The 15,937-nt window shown below is 68.6% G+C and carries 15 protein-coding genes and 1 pseudogene; 9 read left to right on the forward strand and 7 right to left on the reverse strand.

What is annotated here, in order from left to right:
• The first annotated feature begins 7 nt into the window (after positions 1 to 7).
• From OG707_RS39915 to OG707_RS39930, 4 genes are all read left to right on the forward strand, one after another.
• Complete coding sequence (locus OG707_RS39915) at positions 8 to 1,381, forward strand: NtaA/DmoA family FMN-dependent monooxygenase (RefSeq protein WP_329126911.1); 1,374 nt, start codon at positions 8 to 10, stop codon at positions 1,379 to 1,381.
• Between the two features lie 60 nt (positions 1,382 to 1,441).
• A complete protein-coding gene (locus OG707_RS39920; protein WP_329126912.1) occupies positions 1,442 to 2,569 on the forward strand; it encodes an LLM class flavin-dependent oxidoreductase in 1,128 nt (375 codons plus the stop codon).
• A 108-nt stretch (positions 2,570 to 2,677) separates the two neighbouring features.
• On the forward strand, positions 2,678 to 3,193 hold the full coding sequence (locus OG707_RS39925) for a 2'-5' RNA ligase family protein (protein WP_329126914.1): 516 nt from the start codon (positions 2,678 to 2,680) through the stop codon (positions 3,191 to 3,193).
• A 186-nt stretch (positions 3,194 to 3,379) separates the two neighbouring features.
• Positions 3,380 to 4,264: a GH25 family lysozyme gene (locus OG707_RS39930; RefSeq protein ID WP_329126915.1), complete on the forward strand. Its 885-nt coding sequence runs from the start codon at positions 3,380 to 3,382 to the stop codon at positions 4,262 to 4,264.
• A 300-nt stretch (positions 4,265 to 4,564) separates the two neighbouring features.
• On the opposite strand, the gene pdxR is transcribed toward OG707_RS39930, so the two are convergent.
• Positions 4,565 to 6,040: a MocR-like pyridoxine biosynthesis transcription factor PdxR gene (gene pdxR / locus OG707_RS39935; protein WP_329126917.1), complete on the reverse strand. Its 1,476-nt coding sequence runs from the start codon at positions 6,038 to 6,040 to the stop codon at positions 4,565 to 4,567.
• Between the two features lie 94 nt (positions 6,041 to 6,134).
• Between pdxR and OG707_RS39940 the strand changes: the two genes are divergently transcribed.
• Together OG707_RS39940 and OG707_RS39945 are read left to right on the forward strand one after the other, a co-directional pair.
• Positions 6,135 to 6,728: a TIGR03086 family metal-binding protein gene (locus OG707_RS39940; RefSeq protein ID WP_329126919.1), complete on the forward strand. Its 594-nt coding sequence runs from the start codon at positions 6,135 to 6,137 to the stop codon at positions 6,726 to 6,728.
• Positions 6,722 to 7,198, forward strand: coding sequence for a hypothetical protein (locus tag OG707_RS39945; protein ID WP_329126920.1), 477 nt, complete (start codon positions 6,722 to 6,724; stop codon positions 7,196 to 7,198). The genes OG707_RS39940 and OG707_RS39945 overlap by 7 nt, the downstream gene beginning before the upstream one ends.
• Here the strand turns inward: OG707_RS39945 and OG707_RS39950 are convergent.
• On the reverse strand, positions 7,195 to 7,551 hold the full coding sequence (locus tag OG707_RS39950; RefSeq protein ID WP_329126922.1) for a GNAT family N-acetyltransferase: 357 nt from the start codon (positions 7,549 to 7,551) through the stop codon (positions 7,195 to 7,197). The genes OG707_RS39945 and OG707_RS39950 overlap by 4 nt on opposite strands.
• 104 nt (positions 7,552 to 7,655) lie before the next feature.
• On the opposite strand from OG707_RS39950, the gene OG707_RS39955 reads away from it, so the two are divergent.
• A complete protein-coding gene (locus OG707_RS39955) occupies positions 7,656 to 9,317 on the forward strand; it encodes an IS1182 family transposase (protein ID WP_329126923.1) in 1,662 nt (553 codons plus the stop codon).
• Positions 9,318 to 9,462: 145 nt separating this feature from the next.
• On the opposite strand, the gene OG707_RS39960 is transcribed toward OG707_RS39955, so the two are convergent.
• Positions 9,463 to 10,617, reverse strand: a complete 1,155-nt coding sequence (locus OG707_RS39960) for an RNA-guided endonuclease InsQ/TnpB family protein (RefSeq protein WP_329126925.1) — start codon at positions 10,615 to 10,617, stop codon at positions 9,463 to 9,465.
• A 488-nt stretch (positions 10,618 to 11,105) separates the two neighbouring features.
• On the opposite strand from OG707_RS39960, the gene OG707_RS39965 reads away from it, so the two are divergent.
• Positions 11,106 to 11,714, forward strand: coding sequence for a DUF2461 family protein (locus tag OG707_RS39965; protein ID WP_329126926.1), 609 nt, complete (start codon positions 11,106 to 11,108; stop codon positions 11,712 to 11,714).
• Here OG707_RS39965 and OG707_RS39970 read toward each other — a convergent pair.
• Entirely contained in the window at positions 11,711 to 12,160 is a 450-nt protein-coding gene (locus OG707_RS39970) for a MerR family transcriptional regulator (RefSeq protein WP_329126928.1), read from the reverse strand. The genes OG707_RS39965 and OG707_RS39970 overlap by 4 nt on opposite strands.
• A 109-nt stretch (positions 12,161 to 12,269) precedes the next feature.
• Between OG707_RS39970 and OG707_RS39975 the strand changes: the two genes are divergently transcribed.
• Positions 12,270 to 13,319: an aldo/keto reductase gene (locus OG707_RS39975; RefSeq protein ID WP_329126929.1), complete on the forward strand. Its 1,050-nt coding sequence runs from the start codon at positions 12,270 to 12,272 to the stop codon at positions 13,317 to 13,319.
• Positions 13,320 to 13,347: 28 nt separating this feature from the next.
• Here OG707_RS39975 and OG707_RS39980 read toward each other — a convergent pair whose 3' ends face one another.
• The 3 genes and pseudogenes from OG707_RS39980 to OG707_RS42500 all read right to left on the reverse strand — a co-directional run.
• On the reverse strand, positions 13,348 to 14,439 hold the full coding sequence (locus OG707_RS39980; RefSeq protein WP_329126930.1) for an SMI1/KNR4 family protein: 1,092 nt from the start codon (positions 14,437 to 14,439) through the stop codon (positions 13,348 to 13,350).
• A gap of 212 nt (positions 14,440 to 14,651) precedes the next feature.
• Complete coding sequence (locus tag OG707_RS39985) at positions 14,652 to 15,734, reverse strand: sensor histidine kinase (protein WP_329126931.1); 1,083 nt, start codon at positions 15,732 to 15,734, stop codon at positions 14,652 to 14,654.
• Positions 15,727 to 15,873: pseudogene (locus OG707_RS42500) on the reverse strand (response regulator transcription factor); the annotation flags it as partial. The gene OG707_RS39985 and the pseudogene OG707_RS42500, both read right to left, overlap by 8 nt.
• Between the last annotated feature and the right edge of the window lie 64 nt (positions 15,874 to 15,937).

Below are 15,937 nucleotides of genomic sequence, written 5' to 3' on the forward strand. Positions count from 1 at the left end.
GCACACCATGAGCAAGCCGCTGAAGCAGATCCATCTGGCCGCCCATTTCCCCGGCGTCAACAACACGACCGTGTGGAGCGATCCGGCCGCCGGCAGCCACATCGAGTTCAGCTCGTTCGCGCACTTCGCGCAGACCGCCGAACGTGCCAAGTTCGACTTCCTGTTCCTCGCCGAGGGGCTGCGCCTGCGCGAACAGGGCGGAGAAATCTACGACTTGGACGTGGTGGGACGCCCCGACACCTTCGCCGTACTGGCCGCCCTCGCCGCCGTCACCGACCGCCTCGGCCTGACCGGCACCATCAACTCCACCTTCAACGAGCCCTACGAGGTGGCCCGCCAGTTCGCCAGCCTCGACCACCTCTCCGGCGGCCGCTCCGCCTGGAACGTCGTCACCTCCTGGGACGCCTTCACCGGGGAGAACTTCCGGCGCGGCGGCTTCCTGCCGAAGGAGGAGCGCTACTCGCGGGCCAAGGAATTCCTGGAGACCACCAACGAGCTCCTCGACTCCTGGCGCGGGGACGAGGTCGTCGCCGACCAGTCCGCCGGCACCTTCCTGAGCGACGCCAAGGCCGGCTCCTTCGTTCACACCGGCCAACACTTCGACATCCACGGCCAGTTCAACGTGCCGCGCTCACCGCAAGGCCGACCGGTCATCTTCCAGGCGGGAGACTCCGACGAGGGACGTGAATTCGCCGCATCGAGCGCCGACGCCATCTTCAGCCGATACGCAACCCTCAAGGAGGGCCAGGAGTTCTACACCGACGTCAAGGGGCGTCTGGCCCGATACGGCCGCAGCCGTGACCAACTGCTGATCCTGCCCGCCGCGAGCTTCGTACTCGGTGACACCGACGCCGAGGCCGAGGAGACCGCCCGCGAGGTCCGCAGGCAGCAGGTGAGCGGGGCCACCGCCATCAAGCACCTGGAATTCGTCTGGAACCGGGACCTGTCCGCGTACGACCCAGAGGGCCCTCTCCCGGACATCGACCCCGACCTCGGCGAACACACCCTCGCCCGCGGCCGGGCCCAAGTGCGCATGTACCGCGACCCGTTGGCCACCGCCCGCGAGTGGCGCGAACGCGCCGCCGCCAACAAGTGGTCGATCCGCGACCTGGTCATCGAGACCGGCAACCGGCAGACCTTCGTCGGATCACCCGCCACCGTGGCCGAGACGATCAACCACTTCGTCCAGTCCGATGCCAGCGACGGCTTCATCCTCGTCCCGCACATCACCCCCAGCGGCCTGGACACCTTCGCCGACCAGGTCGTCCCGCTGCTCCAGGAGCAGGGGGTGTACCGCACGGAGTACGAAGGCACCACACTGCGCGACCACCTGGGCCTGGCCCACCCCGACGACCGGAACGGCGTACGGACGGCGTCATGAAGCACCTGGCCACCACCCTGATCGTGCACGCCTTGGACGACCACTGAGGAGCCACCGCACATGTCCGACATCCCTCTCGGGATCCTCGACCTGGTCCCGATATCGTCCGGTTCCACGGCCACCGAGGCGCTGCTCAACACCATCGACCTGGCCCGACGGGCCGAGAGCTTCGGGTACGACCGCTACTGGTACGCCGAGCACCACCTCAACCCAGGAGTGGCCGGCACCTCTCCAGCCGTCGTCCTCGCGCTGACCGCTGCCGCGACCTCGACCATCCGGATCGGGTCCGGTGCGGTCCAACTCGGCCACCGCACCGCCCTGTCGACGGTCGAGGAGTTCGGCCTGATCGACGCACTGCACCCCGGACGCCTCGATCTGGGACTGGGCCGCTCCGGCGGCCGCCCGCCAGGAGCCCCCGCCGCACCGCTCCCGGGTGCCACCCCGGTCATCGACAACCGGGCCCCGAACGGGCTCCGCATCCCGCCCCGGTTCTCCTTCGCGTATCTCCTCGGCTCACCCCGCGTCGCGCTCCAGCGGAGACTGCTCCTGCTGCCGGACGCCCAGTCACAGGAGTACGGGAAGCAGATCGACGACATCCTGGCGCTGCTGGCGGGCACGTACCGCTCCGAGGACGGCATCGAGGCCCACGTGGTGCCGGGCGAAGGCGCCGACGTGCAGGTCTGGATCCTGGGGAGCAGCGGTGGGGAGAGCGCGGAGGTCGCAGGCCGCAATGGGCTCCGGTTCGCAGCGAACTACCACGTCAGCCCGGGCACGGTGCTGGAGGCGGCAGAGGGCTACCGCGCCGCTTTCCAGCCGTCCGACGTACTGGACAAGCCCTACGTCAGCGTGTCGGCCGACGTCGTCGTCGCCGAGGACGACGAGACCGCCCGCGAGCTGGCAACCGGCTACGGCCTCTGGGTCCGCAGTATCCGTACGGCGGAGGGGGCCATCCCGTTTCCGACGCCGGACGAGGCGCGCGCCCACACCTGGTCGGATGAGGACCGGGCGCTGGTGCAGGACCGGACCGACACCCAGTTCGTAGGCTCCCCGGACCGGGTTGCCGACCGACTCGCCCAGTTGCAGGAGGCAACAGGGGCCGATGAGTTGCTGATCACCACGATCACTCACGGCCATGAGGACCGGGTACGGTCCTACGAGCTGCTGGCCGAGGAGTGGCGCAAGAGGTGAGGGACCGCCGGGCCGAGGTCACAGGCGCTGCAGGTGACCTCGGCCCGGTGCCCGCTGCTTCACCGGTCAGCGTGCCCGGCGCCTGAATCACGCTCGAAGGGACGGTCCATGGCCCAGCTGGGAACCACGGCAGTGCTGGCGGTGGTGCCGGAGGCGGGACCGCTGCTGAAGATGGCCGCAGAAGCGGATCCACGCGTGGTGCGGTCCGGCGTACCCGCGCACGCCGCGCTGCTCTACCCGTGGCTGCCCGCCGACGACGTCGACGATCGGGAACTGGAAAGACTGCGCGCCGCAGTGCCGACGGGCCCGGTGCGGCTGCGACTGACCGCGGTGGAGCGGCGGGACGGATTCGTTGCGGTCGCACTACCCGAACTGCGGGCCGTAGCCACTGCCTTGCGCGCGCTGTATCCGGCACACGTCCCCTACGGCGGCCGGTTCGGGCAGGACCCGCCGGTGCATCTGACCGTGGCCCTCGACGCCGACGCGCACACCGCGACAGCCATCGCCGAGCGAACGGCTGTACTCCTGCCGATCGATGCCGAGGTGACGGCGCTGTCCGTGGTCACTCTGACTCCCGCTGGATGGCGGGAGCTTGCGGAGCTTCCCCTTTCGGCCATCAGCTGAAGAAAGTTCTGTCGTCGGCGCCCGGTTTCCGCAGATCACCCGCACGCCGAACGGTCTAGACCTCTAATGAACCGGAAAGGCATTCCCGCAGGGCTCCATCTATGGCTCACTGTGTCGTGTTCTCGACAAGCGGACGCGCGTAGACCCCACTGCAGCTACCTCACCCCCACCACGCAGGAGGAAGCCATGTCCCTCAGGAGCCTCACTCTCGGATCCGCCAAGCGAAGACTCGCCGCCACCGGCGTCGCCGCCACGAGCATCGCACTGACCCTCACCCTGGTGTCAGGTACCGCCTCCGCAGCGCCGGCGCCATCGGACCGCGGCGTCCCGCTGGGCCAGGGCTATATGGGCGTGGGCTACGTGCAGGACAGCAAGGACTTCAAGCCGGACACCCGGCAGCTGCGCCTCGACGCGACGCCGGACGCGAACCTGCTGGCCAACCCCGTGGGTGTGGACGTCTCCAACTGGCAGGGTGCCATCAACTGGGGTTCGGTCCGCGGCGCGGGCATCGAGTTCAGCTGGATGAAGGCGACCGAGGGCACCACGTACAAGGACCCTCGCTTCAGCGCCAACTACCTGGGCGCCTACAACGCCGGCGTCATCAGGGGCGCGTACCACTTCGCGCGGCCCGATCTGTCCGGTGGCGCGGCACAGGCGAACTTCTTCGCGAGCAGTGGTGGCGCCTGGTCCCGCGACAACCTGACGCTCCCCGGCGTCCTGGACATCGAGGGAAGCTGCTACGGCAAGACGGCCGCGGCGATGCAGTCCTGGATCCTCGACTTCTACAACACCTACAAGGCCCGCACCGGCCGTGACGTCGTGATCTACACCAGTGCGAGCTGGTGGAACTCCTGCACCGGCGGCTGGACGGGCATGTCCGCCAGGAGCCCGCTGTGGGTGGCCCACTGGACCTCCGCGAGCAGCCCCAGCATCCCGAAGGGCTTCCCCTACTGGACCGTGTGGCAGTACACGTCCACCGGTTCGGTGAGCGGCATCTCCGGAAACGTCGACCGCGACCGATTCAGCGGAGACCGCTCACGCCTGCTGGCCCTGGCCAACAACACCCCCTGATCGTGCCAATGCCGGGATGATGCGTGTGCTCCCGGTAGGAGCGGGACCACGGGGCGGAGCGGGCCGGTCGAGCTGCTCCGCCCCGGAATTCCGCGCTCGTTGGCTGCGTGGTGTGGGCGGTTGGGTCAGGCGAGCAAACTTCTCAGGAACGCCGCGAACCTTGATGCTCTGTTGCAGGAGATCGAGGTTGGCGCCGAGGTGGGCCAGGAGCGGCTGGTAGTGGTCGGGCCCTCCGGGTCTGACATCGCTCGCACGCACAGGTCCGTGCCCACATTGAGCAGCCGTGATGCGGAGCCTGCGTCAACCACCTGCCCGGCCAGTGGATTCGCGGCCGGATGAGCTCCCGAGTACGCAGTGCAGGCCCGCCTCGATGTCCGGGGCACTGATCGAGCCGTACCCGAAAACGAAGCCCGGGCGCGCGGAGCGGTTCGCGGCGACCTCCGCCAGGGTGTGGACCGCCACGCCGGATACCCGCGCCCGGCCGGCTCGGTCCGCGAGGGCATCGGGGTCGGCGAGGTGGCCTCGGGTGAACGCCGTCACGTGCAGGCCCGCGGCGGACGGCACCAGCTCGACCAGGTCCGCGAAGTGATCGGTGAGCGTGCGGGTGATGGCTTGGTGCCGGGCCGCGTACGTGTGCTGCATGCGGCGGATGTGCCGGGCGAGCAACCCGTCGTCGACGAAGCGGGCGAGCGCCGCCTGTGTGGGGACCGAAGTGTGCCAGTCCGCGGTGTATTTGGCGGTGCGCAGTGCGCTGCGCAGCGGGGCGGGCGCCACCAGGAAGCCGACGCGCAGGGAGGGCAGCATCACCTTGGAGAACGACCCCACATAGATGACGTGTCCGTCCCGGTCCAGACTGTGCAGCGTCTCGACCGGCCGCCCGCCGAACCGGAATTCGCTGTCGTAGTCGTCCTCGATCACTGCCGTGCCGTGCTGCCGTGCCCACCGCAGCAGTGCCGTTCTGCGCCGCAGGGACATCGGCATGCCGAGCGGGAACTGGTGGGCAGGGGTGACGTACACGGCGCGGGTGTCCGGCGGGAGGGCGTCCACGATCAGGCCCTCGGAGTCCACCGGTATGCCCGTGACCTCGGCGCCCTGCGTCAGGAATGGCAGCCGGGCCGGCGGGTATCCGGGCTCTTCTACGGCTACGCGGTCGCCCGGTTCGAGCAGTACCCGCCCGATGAGGTCCAGGGCCTGCTGCGTGCTGGTGGTCACGAGGACGTCGTCCGGGCCGGTCCGCACGCCGCGCGAGAGTCCGATGTGCCGGGCGAGTGCGGCCCGCAGCCCGGCGTGGCCGGATGGATCGCCGTACCCGACCGACCCGGCTGCTGAGAGGCGTAGTTCCCGGGCGATCAGTGGACGCCAGGCGTCGTACGGGAAGAGTCGGGCGTCCGGCAGGCCGACCCGGAAGTCGTGGGCCGACGTGGTCGGTTCCGTGGTCTTCCGGGCGGCCCATGGGGACAAGCCCGCCCACAGGGCACGGGGGCGCAGTCCCGGGCCGGTGGTGTCGGCGGCGGTCGCGGGCCCGGGCGTGGGCAGGCCCGTCGTACTCACATAGGTCCCTGAGCCGGCCCTGCTGTCCGCGTAGCCCTCGGCGACGAGCCGCTCGTAGGCGACGGCGACGGTGTTGCGGGCCACCGCGAGGCGGCGGGCCAACTCCCGGGTCGGGGGCAGCGTATCGCCGGGCCTCAGCAGTCCCTCGTGGATCGCGGTGCGGAGCTGGCGGTAGATCTGGCCGGACAGGTCGCGCTGCCCGTCGAGCCTGACGTGGACGTCCATCTCGGCTTTCCGCTTTCGGTCCGGCAATTGGCTCAATCATTTGGCAGCTTATTGGCACTAGGGCTGAACCACTGTGGGATTTTAGGCTCCTGCCATGGACATTCGACAACTGGACCGCCAGGCGCTGTTGCTGACCGGGGAGGTGATCTCCCAGGTGAAGACCGATCACTTGAGGTCGGCGACACCGTGCGCGGACTGGACCCTGTACGGCCTGGTCCGCCATCTGGTCAGCCAAAACGAGGGGTTCGCCGCCTCCGCCCGCGGCGCGGGCGAGCCGTGGGCCGTATGGCGCGACGGCGACTTCGGTGATGACCCGGCCGAAACGTACGAGACGTCGGTGGGCGAGGTCACCGCGGCGTTCGCGGAAGACGACGTGCTGGAGCGGCGGTTCGCGCTGCCAGAGGTGAGTGAGGGCTTCGCCGTCCCCGGACAGATCGCGATCGGCTTCCACCTGCTCGACTACGTGGCGCACGCCTGGGATGTCGCGGTGACGATCGGCGCTCCGTGGGAGCCGGCGGCCGAACTCACCGACGCCGCGCTGCACTTCGCCGCCCTGATCCCGGACGAGGGCCGCGGGGCCGGTGCCGCGTTCCGTCGACGGATCGCCGTCCCCGACGACGCCCCGCAGGGCGACCGGTTACTCGCCCTGCTGGGCCGCGACCCGTCATGGACGCCGGCGCCATGCTGAGGACCCGTTGGTGCGAGGGCCCGGCCGGGGACTCCCTTGACGACCGCGTCGCAGCGCATGGCGTCGGTGTCGACAGCGGCATACGCGGTGGCCGGAGCGGGCCGCTGATCGTCAGCGTCACCGACTTCACCAGCGACGCGTACCGAGACCTGCCCGGCATCGCGCGTCACGGCTTCGCACTGCGGCGCCACTGGCCGCATCTCGACGGAGCGGTGGGCATGTGGCTGTGGGCCGCGCCCTTGGCACGGCGCTGCGGATCGGTCTCGGTGTGGACCGAGCGGCGGGCCCTGGCCGCGTTCGTACGCCTGCCGGAGCATGTCGCGATCATGGACGAGTACCGCGACCGAGGCACGACCAGGTCGGTGATCCGGGAGTACGAGAACTTCGACGCGGCGCGGATCCGACGGGACGCGGAGGCGTGGCTGATGTCGGACGATCGACGGAGGCGCACTGGGGCATCGTCCCGCTAGGGGGCGGCCGCCGGATCCGCGGTGAGGTCGATGGTGAACGCCACCCGATCGAGTCCGGGGCCGTCGTAGTCCGGCTTCACGGTTGAGGACGCGAATCCGAGCCGAGTGTGAAACGCCCGAGACGCGGCGTTCTCCGGACTGGTGATGCAGTGCACGTAGCGACGCCCATGGGACCGGGCGAGAGCGAAGAAGGCCCGGTAGAGGGAGCGCCCGATGCCTTGACCGTGCAGTGCCGGGTCTACGCCGACGAAGTGCACATAGGCGGTGTCGGACTGTGTCGGTGACATGAAGCCGACCAGGAAGGCGGCGACCTCTCCACTGTCTTGTTCGACCAGGAAACTGGTGGTGGTCACCTTCTCGGCCGTGAACGACTCCGTTGGGGAACTCGTGATTCGAGCAGGTCCATGTCGTTTGCCTTGTTGATGGCTATGGTCGTTGGCGGGGTGGGGAGAGCGGGATGTCGCTGGAATCGCGGGCCGATGATGGGGTGCCTGAGCTGACGGCCCGGGTGGTGAGGGCCTCGTTCCCCAAGGGGACCCTGGCCATCCGGATCCGGGAAGTCCTCGGTGCGCTGTTCACGGATGAGGACTTCGCCGAGGCCTTCTCCGGTCGAGGTCGGCCCGCGATCTCGCCGGGGTCTCTGGCGTTGGTGTCAGTGCTGCAGTATGCCGAGGGACTGTCCGACCGGCAGGCCGCTGACCAGGTGCGGGCCAGGATGGACTGGAAGTATCTGCTGGGACTGGAGTTGGACGATCCAGGGTTCGACTTCACCGTCCTGGGAGACTTCCGCTCCCGTCTCATCACGCACGGGCTGGAAGAGCGAGTCTTTCAGGTGGTGCTGGCCCGACTCTCGGAGGCCGCACTCCTGCGGGCTGGCGGCCGGCAGCGCACCGACTCCACGCACGTGCTGGCCGCGGTGCGCACGCTGAACCGGATGGAGTTCGTCGGCGAGACGCTGCGGGCGGCGCTGGAGGTGCTGGCCGCGGCCGCCCCTAACTGGCTGACGCCGCTGATCAGCCCAGCGTGGGTGGAGCGTTACGGGGCCAAGGTGGACAACTACCGCTTCCCGAAAGGGGAGAACGTCCGCCGGGAGTGGGCCGAGCAGGTTGGCCGGGACGGGTTCGCTCTCCTTGACGCCGTCGATGCGGCGACCGCTCCGGCCTGGCTGTGTGAGGTCCCCGCGGTCCGCATTCTGCGCCGGGCCTGGTCGGAGCAGTATCACCGGGATGGGCAGGAGGTGTGCTGGCGGGAGGGCAAGGACCTCCCGCCGGCTAGAGACCGGCTGTCCTCGCCATATGACACCGACGCCCACTACGGCATCAAACGCGGCTCGGGCTGGTGCGGTTACAAGGTCCACCTGAGTGAGACCTGCGAGCCGGACGCACCGCATCTGATCACCAACGTGGAGACCACGAACGCCACCGTCAACGACACCGAGGTCACCGCAGAGGTCCACCAGCACCTGGCAGAGCGGGAGTTGAAACCGTGTGAGCATGTGGTCGACGCCGGATATGTCACCGCCGCCCACATCCTGGCCGCCCGCGAGAACCACGGCATCGACCTGGTCGGCCCCGTCGGCCTCGACACCCACCACAGCGGACGCGATACGCAGGCACCGGACCTGACCCAGGCCGCATTCAAAACGGACTGGGAGGCCAGGAAGGTCGTCTGCCCCCAGGGAGCATCCAGCATCAGCTGGTCCCAGCAGCGCAAGGCCAGCGGGACCCCGCTCGTCCGGGTGCACTTCGCACTCGCCGACTGCGACCCATGCCCACTGAGGCAGAGGTGCACCAAGGCAGCCAACGGCAAGTGGGGCCGCAGCCTGACCCTGCTGCCTCGCGAGCAGCAGCAGATCCTCGAAGAACGACGCGCTGAGCAGCAGACCGACGCGTGGAAGGAACGCTACGACGTGCGCGCCGGGGTGGAGGGCACCATCTCCCAGGCCGTCCGCCGCACTCACCTGCGACGCACCCCCTACCGGGGCCAGAGCAAGACGCACCTCGCCAATGTCCTCTCCGCCACCGCCCTCAACATCGCCCGAGTCGACGCCTGGCTGAACGGCACCCCACTCGGCGCCACCCGCGTCTCCCACCTCGCACGCCTCACCCTCGCGGCATGACCCGAACCCGAGAGCCGATTTACGGATTTCCCAACGGAGTCGTGAACGGCCGAGCTTGGGGGCTCGGTTGTTCACGCCTTGTCGCGCTCCCGACTGCCCGCTACGAAGGGGCGGTCACGGGTCGCATCTCCCCGGCTCTGCGTGGCTACGCTGTGCTGGGGACGGGCATGGTGACGAATGCCCACGCCGAGCGTGCGCGGTTGCGCACGTTGACCCCGGCGACGACGTCGGCAGGTCCAGCGAGACCGCACCGACGACAACAGAACTCATCCCGGGTCGGCCGGTTGGCCTTCTCGGTGTGCCCGCAGCGCGGGCAGCGCTGCGAGGTGTAGGCCGGATCCACTTCCATAAACGCGACCCCGGCCTGGCGTGCTTTGTAGGCGAGGTGCTGTCCGAGTTGATGGAAGGGCCAGGAGGAGAGCGTGCCGCGCTGGTCACGTCGAAGCCGTACCCGGTCCCGGATGCCGTCCAACTGCTCGACGGCGATTCCGCGACCGGTGCGTTGTGCGACCGACACGATCTCCTTGGCTATTTTGTGGTTCAGGTGGGTGGCATGGCGCTGCTCCTTCTTCGCCCTGCGGGCGAGGCGGCGTTTGGCCGAGCGGGTCTGCTTCTTCTGCAGCTCGGCCCGCTTGCGGGCGCACCAGTTGCGGTAGCGGCGCAGGCCCCGCCCTTGGTAGTTGGTGCCGTCGGAGGTGGTGGCAAGGTTGACGATGCCCCGGTCGACCCCGATGAAGTCCACCGGCTCGGCCACATCGGGGTCGGGGACGTCGCAGGTCGCGATCAAAAACCACTTCCCGCCCTCGTGCACGAGGTCCGACTCGCCCTTGCGGTACTGGTCCAGCATCTTCAACTGGTCCGCGGAACCGGTGTAGCGGATGCCTTTCATCCGGCCGCCCACGGTCCAGATCGACACCGTCCGCGCATCGTGCTGCCACGACAGGCACCGGTCGTCGAAGGGTTGCGCCGCCTCCGGTCGGAAGGCAATCGGGTGGGACATCGCTGCGTTGTAGCGCTTGGTGGTGGGGCCCAACAGACCCTTCCTGACCTGCGCGTTGAGGGCGGTGTAGGCGTCGGCGACCTTCTTGATTGCCCGAACCGTGGGCTGCGCGGACAGCCCGAACACGCTCTTCACGTCCGCGTACAGGAGTCTCTGCAGACCGTTGCGGTCCTTGATACCCCGCTCGAACGCCACCCTGGAAACATGGTTCGCGGCCCGGTTACAGGCCTGCAGAGTCGCCTCAAGCGCCGTGGCCTGTACGGGCGACGGCAGCAGCTTCACCCGCACCACCAGCTTCATCACGACCGACGCTACGACCAAAACCCGTGCGCACCACAATCTTTCCGACCTCTGCGCACAAACCCGAGACAGCAGGGGTGATGGCCCGTATCCTCCCTGCTCCGCAGGGAGATGCTGTATTCCAGACCGCTCCGCGCCCTCCCAGAACAGACCAGATACGGTGACGCTCCGCGTCACCCGACCAGGAGTCGATTCCTCCCCGGCGTGAACGCCGGGGCCTCCTCGACAGATCCGGTGAAATGCTGAAAATACAGCCGTGGCAGAAGCAGTGCCCGTTCCGTCGACCCTGCCCTCCCTTTCAGCCCACCCCACCAAGTGTCCAGTACGGCGAGCACCCGGAGATGGTCTTCGTCGGCAAGGTGCCGAGCCGTCAAGCTGGCGGGAAGATCGTCGATCATCTGTTCAGTCTGCCATCCGGCCTACACGCTCGAGGGTTGAACTATCCTGCGCGCATGCGCGGAGGGTTCACAGGCTGGACAGAGCAGGCCATGGAAGTGTTGTGGCAACTCCAGGGCGAGCCGAGCCACGAGACCCGCGAGCGCTGTCGCGCGGACCGCGAACGCCTGGTCCGGCAGCCGATGATCGCCCTCCTCAACGAGGTCGCGGACGCCGACCCCCGGTACGAGGACTTCTCCGTCTGGCACTACCGCACCAACTCCTGGTGGTGGCAGCACCAGAGCGCGGTCATCCGGCTCGGCCGCAAGATTGAGATCGGTCTCCGGTTCGATCTTGACGGCCTGCGGATCCAGGGCGCCTGGTGGTACCCCGATCCCGGCCAGGTGGACATGTTCCGCAAAGCCGTGGCCTCCGAGGGAAGCGGCCGCGAACTGTCCGCCATCGTCGAGGACCTGAGGACGAAGGGCTACGACATCTCCGGGGACATGATGAAACGCCCTCCACGCGGCTATCCGACGGACCATCCCCGTACGCACCTGCTGCGCCACCGTTCGCTGATCGCCGCCCGACCCCTCGGCTGCGAGGAGTGGCTGCACACCCCTGAAGCGGTCGACCGCGTCCTCGCGGCCGCTGCCGACCTGGACGCCCTGCTGATGTGGCTGGTCCGCCACGTGAAGCGCGCCGCGAACCACGCCGCCTAGGTATTTGCACGCGACGTTTCGTCAGGCGAAAGGGACGGGCCGTGGCAGTGCTGGACGGCCGCGTCGCCCTGGCCGACAAGGTCCTCGTACACCCCGACCTTGAACCTGATCAGGTCCAGGGACTCGGTGAGCCGGCCGATTTGGACGGTGACCCGCTCCTGGTGCTCGCGCATGAGCGCGAGACGCTCCTCCGCGTTGTCCGCGCCTTCCCTGACGAGGTCGGTGTATCGCCGCAGCACGGTCAGGGGCATGCCGGAGGCGCGGAGAATGATGCAAACGGTCAGCCAGTCCACGTCGTCCTGACCGTAGACGCGGCGCCCGCCGGGCCCGCGCCGCACGGCGTTGACGAAGAGGCCCTCCTGCTCGTAGAAGCGCAGCGCGTGAACGCTCAGACCGGAGCGCTCGGCGACCTGTCCGATGCTCAGACTTTCCGGGACCTCGACCATGCCGCTCAGAGTAACGGGGTTGATCTAGAGGGGACTCTAGTTCCTAGGGTGCCTCGTGCGGCCGACGCTCCAGTCGCCCCGCGTGATCGGAATGTAAGGGAAGACCACCATGCGCTATCGCACTCTCGGCAGAACCGGCATCGAGGTCAGCGTCCACTGCCTCGGCACCATGATGTTCCAGGCCGGATGCAACTCCGACCATGACGACTGTGCCCGTATCATCCATACCGCCCTCGACCAGGGCATCAACTTCGTCGACACCGCCGACATGTACGGGCAGGGCGAGTCCGAGGAGATCGTGGGCAAGGCGCTGCGGGGGCGCCGTGACGACGTCGTACTCGCCACCAAGGTCCACTTTCCGATGGGGGAGGGGCCCAACCGCGGTGGCAACTCCCGGCGTTGGATTCTCAAGGCGGTCGAGGACAGCCTCCGGCGCCTGAACACCGACTGGATCGACCTCTACCAGATCCACTTCCCCGACCACACCACCGACATCGAGGAGACGCTCTCCGTCCTCGACGACCTCGTGCGCCAGGGGAAGATCCGCTCCTTCGGCTGCTCGAACTACCAGGCCGAGGAGATCGTCGAGGCGCACCACGTCTCCGAGCGCCGCGGCCTGGGACGCTTCCGCACCGACCAGCCGCCCTACTCGATCCTGGCCCGTGGCATCGAGTCCTCGCTCCTTCCGGTCTGCGAGCGTTACGGCATGGGTGTACTGGTCTGGAGCCCGCTGGCCTTCGGCTTCCTCACCGGAAAGCACCGCAAGGACAAGCCCGCCGACCTGAACACGGGCCGTGCAGCGATGCGGCCGGCGAACTTCGATCCCACGATCGCCGCGAACGCCGCCAAGTTCGACGCCGTGGAACAGCTCGCCGAACTCGCGGAAAGCATCGGCTGCACCCTCCCGCAGCTCGCCGTGGCCTTCACCGTGGCCCACCCCGCCGTCACCTCGGCCATCATCGGACCGCGCACCATGCAGCAGTTGGAAGACCTGCTCAAGGGCGCCGCACTCACCCTGGACGATGCGACTCTCGACCGGATCGACGAAATCGTGCCGCCCGGCACGAACCTGTACAACCCCGCCGCCTCGTTCCCCGCGCGCTCCCTGACCGAGACCACCCTGCGGCGCCGCCCACTCGCCGAACGCGCCGCATCCTGAGGCCGATGGTTGTGCCCTTTGGCCCGGCCTAGCCAGAGGTGCGGCGGCCGTTGACAACCGCGCGTACGGCCCGATCGCCGCGAGGATCGGCCATCAGGCGGGCGATGTCCCACCAGCGCAGCTGCAGCGCCGGATAGTGCGGCGGGATCGCGTCCATGAACTCCCGGTCGAACCGCGCGCGGACGCTCTCATGGCGCAGGGCGGCGCGGATGTCGTCCATGGACGGCGGACGGTGGCGGATGGCGGGCGGCAGCGTGGCCTCGTACTCCGGCGCCAGCTTGCGGCCGGGCTGCACCATGACGTGCCCGCCGAGCGCGGAGGCGACGTCGCGTTCCAGTTCCTCCTGGGCCTGCACCGCACGCTCCCACCAGTGGTCCCGGAAGGCGGCGACGGCCTCGGGGTCGGCCAGGTCGAGGGCATCGCGCTGCTCGTCCAACTCCGCACGCTCATCGCCGGGCAGGGCTTCCCGGATCGCACCGAGAGTCTTCGCGGGATGGCGCGGCGGGGCCTGGCCGAGGTGGCGCACCCACTGGTCCTTGCGCTCCTCGTCAGGAGGGGGTCCCCACACCAGGGCGCCGCCCATCATGCCGGGCTTCTCCGGGCCCGCCGTCGCCAAGGGGGCTTCCAGGCTGACCGCCATCAGTTCCAGGTAGGCGGGCAGCGACTCGTACTCCCGCTCGCGATCCCCGTACCTGGTCCACCGGCAGACTTCCCCGGTCTCACCGTTCAAGTAGAGGCCGTAGACGGTGTCGTCGGGGCTGAGGGAGCAGAACGGTATCCAAGACGGCCCCCACAGCACCAAGGAGTCCTCGCCGCTCTCCTCCTGGAACCGCATCTGCAGCCGGTGGACCTCGATCACGGCGTCGAGCGGCATCAGCGCCCAACTGCCCATCATGAGCCCCGAACCGGCTACGCCGTCCTCACCGGCGGACAGCCGCCACAGCGCCTTCAACTCCTCCGGAACGCTCACGCCGAGGGCCTCTTCCAGAGCCACGATCTCGTCGTCGGAGGCGCCGGGCATGAGGGCCGCGTACGACGGCGGGGCGTACTCGGCCAGCCACTCCACGCTCCGGCTCCATACCCGGGTGACTCGCGCATCTGCTGGTGTGTCAGTGCTCATGACGACCACGCTCGCATGGTGCCCCGACCCAACACACAGCGGGGCGCTCAGTCGGGGAGCCTCCCGCGTGGGATGAGTGGCGGTGCCGGCATGCTGGCCGGCCCATCCGTCACGGGGGTGTGACGAGGGCGCGCTCCCATTGCTGCGTGTCGGCGTACTCGCGCATCGTGCGGATCTTCCCGGCACGTACGACGAAGACCCCGATGTTCGGCTCACCCCCCTGATGCCGCGGGCAGTTCCACCGTGATGCGGAGACCGCCGGCAGGGCGTGGGGTGAGCGTGAGGGTGCCGTCGTGTGCCTCGGTGATGGTCTTGACGATGGCCAGGCCCAGGCCGACGCCTGCCTGGTCGGTGTGGATGCGCTCGGTGCCGCGCTGAAAGGGTTCGGTGAGGGTCGCGACCAGCTCGGGGGTGAGCTGTTCGCCGGTGTTCTCGACGGTGAGCACCACGGACCGGGGGCGGATGCCGGCGTGAACCCGAACGCTGCCCTGTTGCGTCAGGTTGTGGACGATCGCGTTGTGGACGAGGTTCGTGGTGAGCTGCAGCAGGAGCGCGGGCGAACCGCTCGTGGGGGCGAAGTCGCCGCTGGTTTCGAGGGTGACACCGTGCTTTTCCGCGAGCGGGTGGAGCGTTTCGACTGCTTCCTCTGCGACGAGTGACAGGTCGACGCGTTCTCGGGTGAACGACCGCTGGGCGCGGCTGAGCAGGAGCAGTGCCTGGGTGAGGTCGATGGCCCGGGTGTTGATGATGTGGAGGCGATCGACGAGCTCGCCGGTGTCGTGGTCAGGATCGGCGCGGGCGACGTCGATGAGCGTCTTCGAGATCGCCAGCGGGGTACGGAGCTCGTGCGAGGCGTTGGCGGCGAATCTCTGCTGTTCCGCGACGTGTGCTTCGAGCTGGGTGAGCATCATGTCGAAGGCGTCGGCGAGTTCGCGGAACTCGTCCTTGCGGCCCGGCAGTCGGATCCGGTGGGACAGCGATCCGGCCGCGGCCGTGCGGGTGGCGCGGGTGATTCGGTCCAGAGGGGCGAGCATGCGTCCGGCGAGGATCCATCCTCCCAGGAGGCCGAACACCAGGAGGAACACCATGACCGCGGCTGCCGTTGGGGCGAAGGCGCGCACGAATTGGATGACCGGATTCGCTTGCACCGCCCCCGATTCGTTGGTGCTCAACCACCCCGATCGAAGGAGGAACAATCCCACGGCGACGAGCAGCAAGGCCCCCGCGAGCATGAGGAGTCCGGCGTAGCTGAGGGTGAATTTGAGGCGGATGCTCAGGCCGGGCCGTCTATCCACGGTCACCGCCCCGATGCCGGGTGACGGGCCTTGTGCCGATACGGCAGCCGGCGCTTGGAACGACGTTGGTGAACGGATCGGCGTTCTTGTCCCTCGCCCGTTCCAGAAGCTCTGCGGCGCTGACGACACCGCCTTCAATACAGGGCTCGTCCCCGACGATCAAGACACGCATGTTCTTAAGGCTATGAGTCGGCACATATCGT

Origin of the sequence: Streptomyces sp. NBC_01465, assembly GCF_036227325.1 — a bacterium.
Lineage (GTDB): Bacteria > Actinomycetota > Actinomycetes > Streptomycetales > Streptomycetaceae > Streptomyces.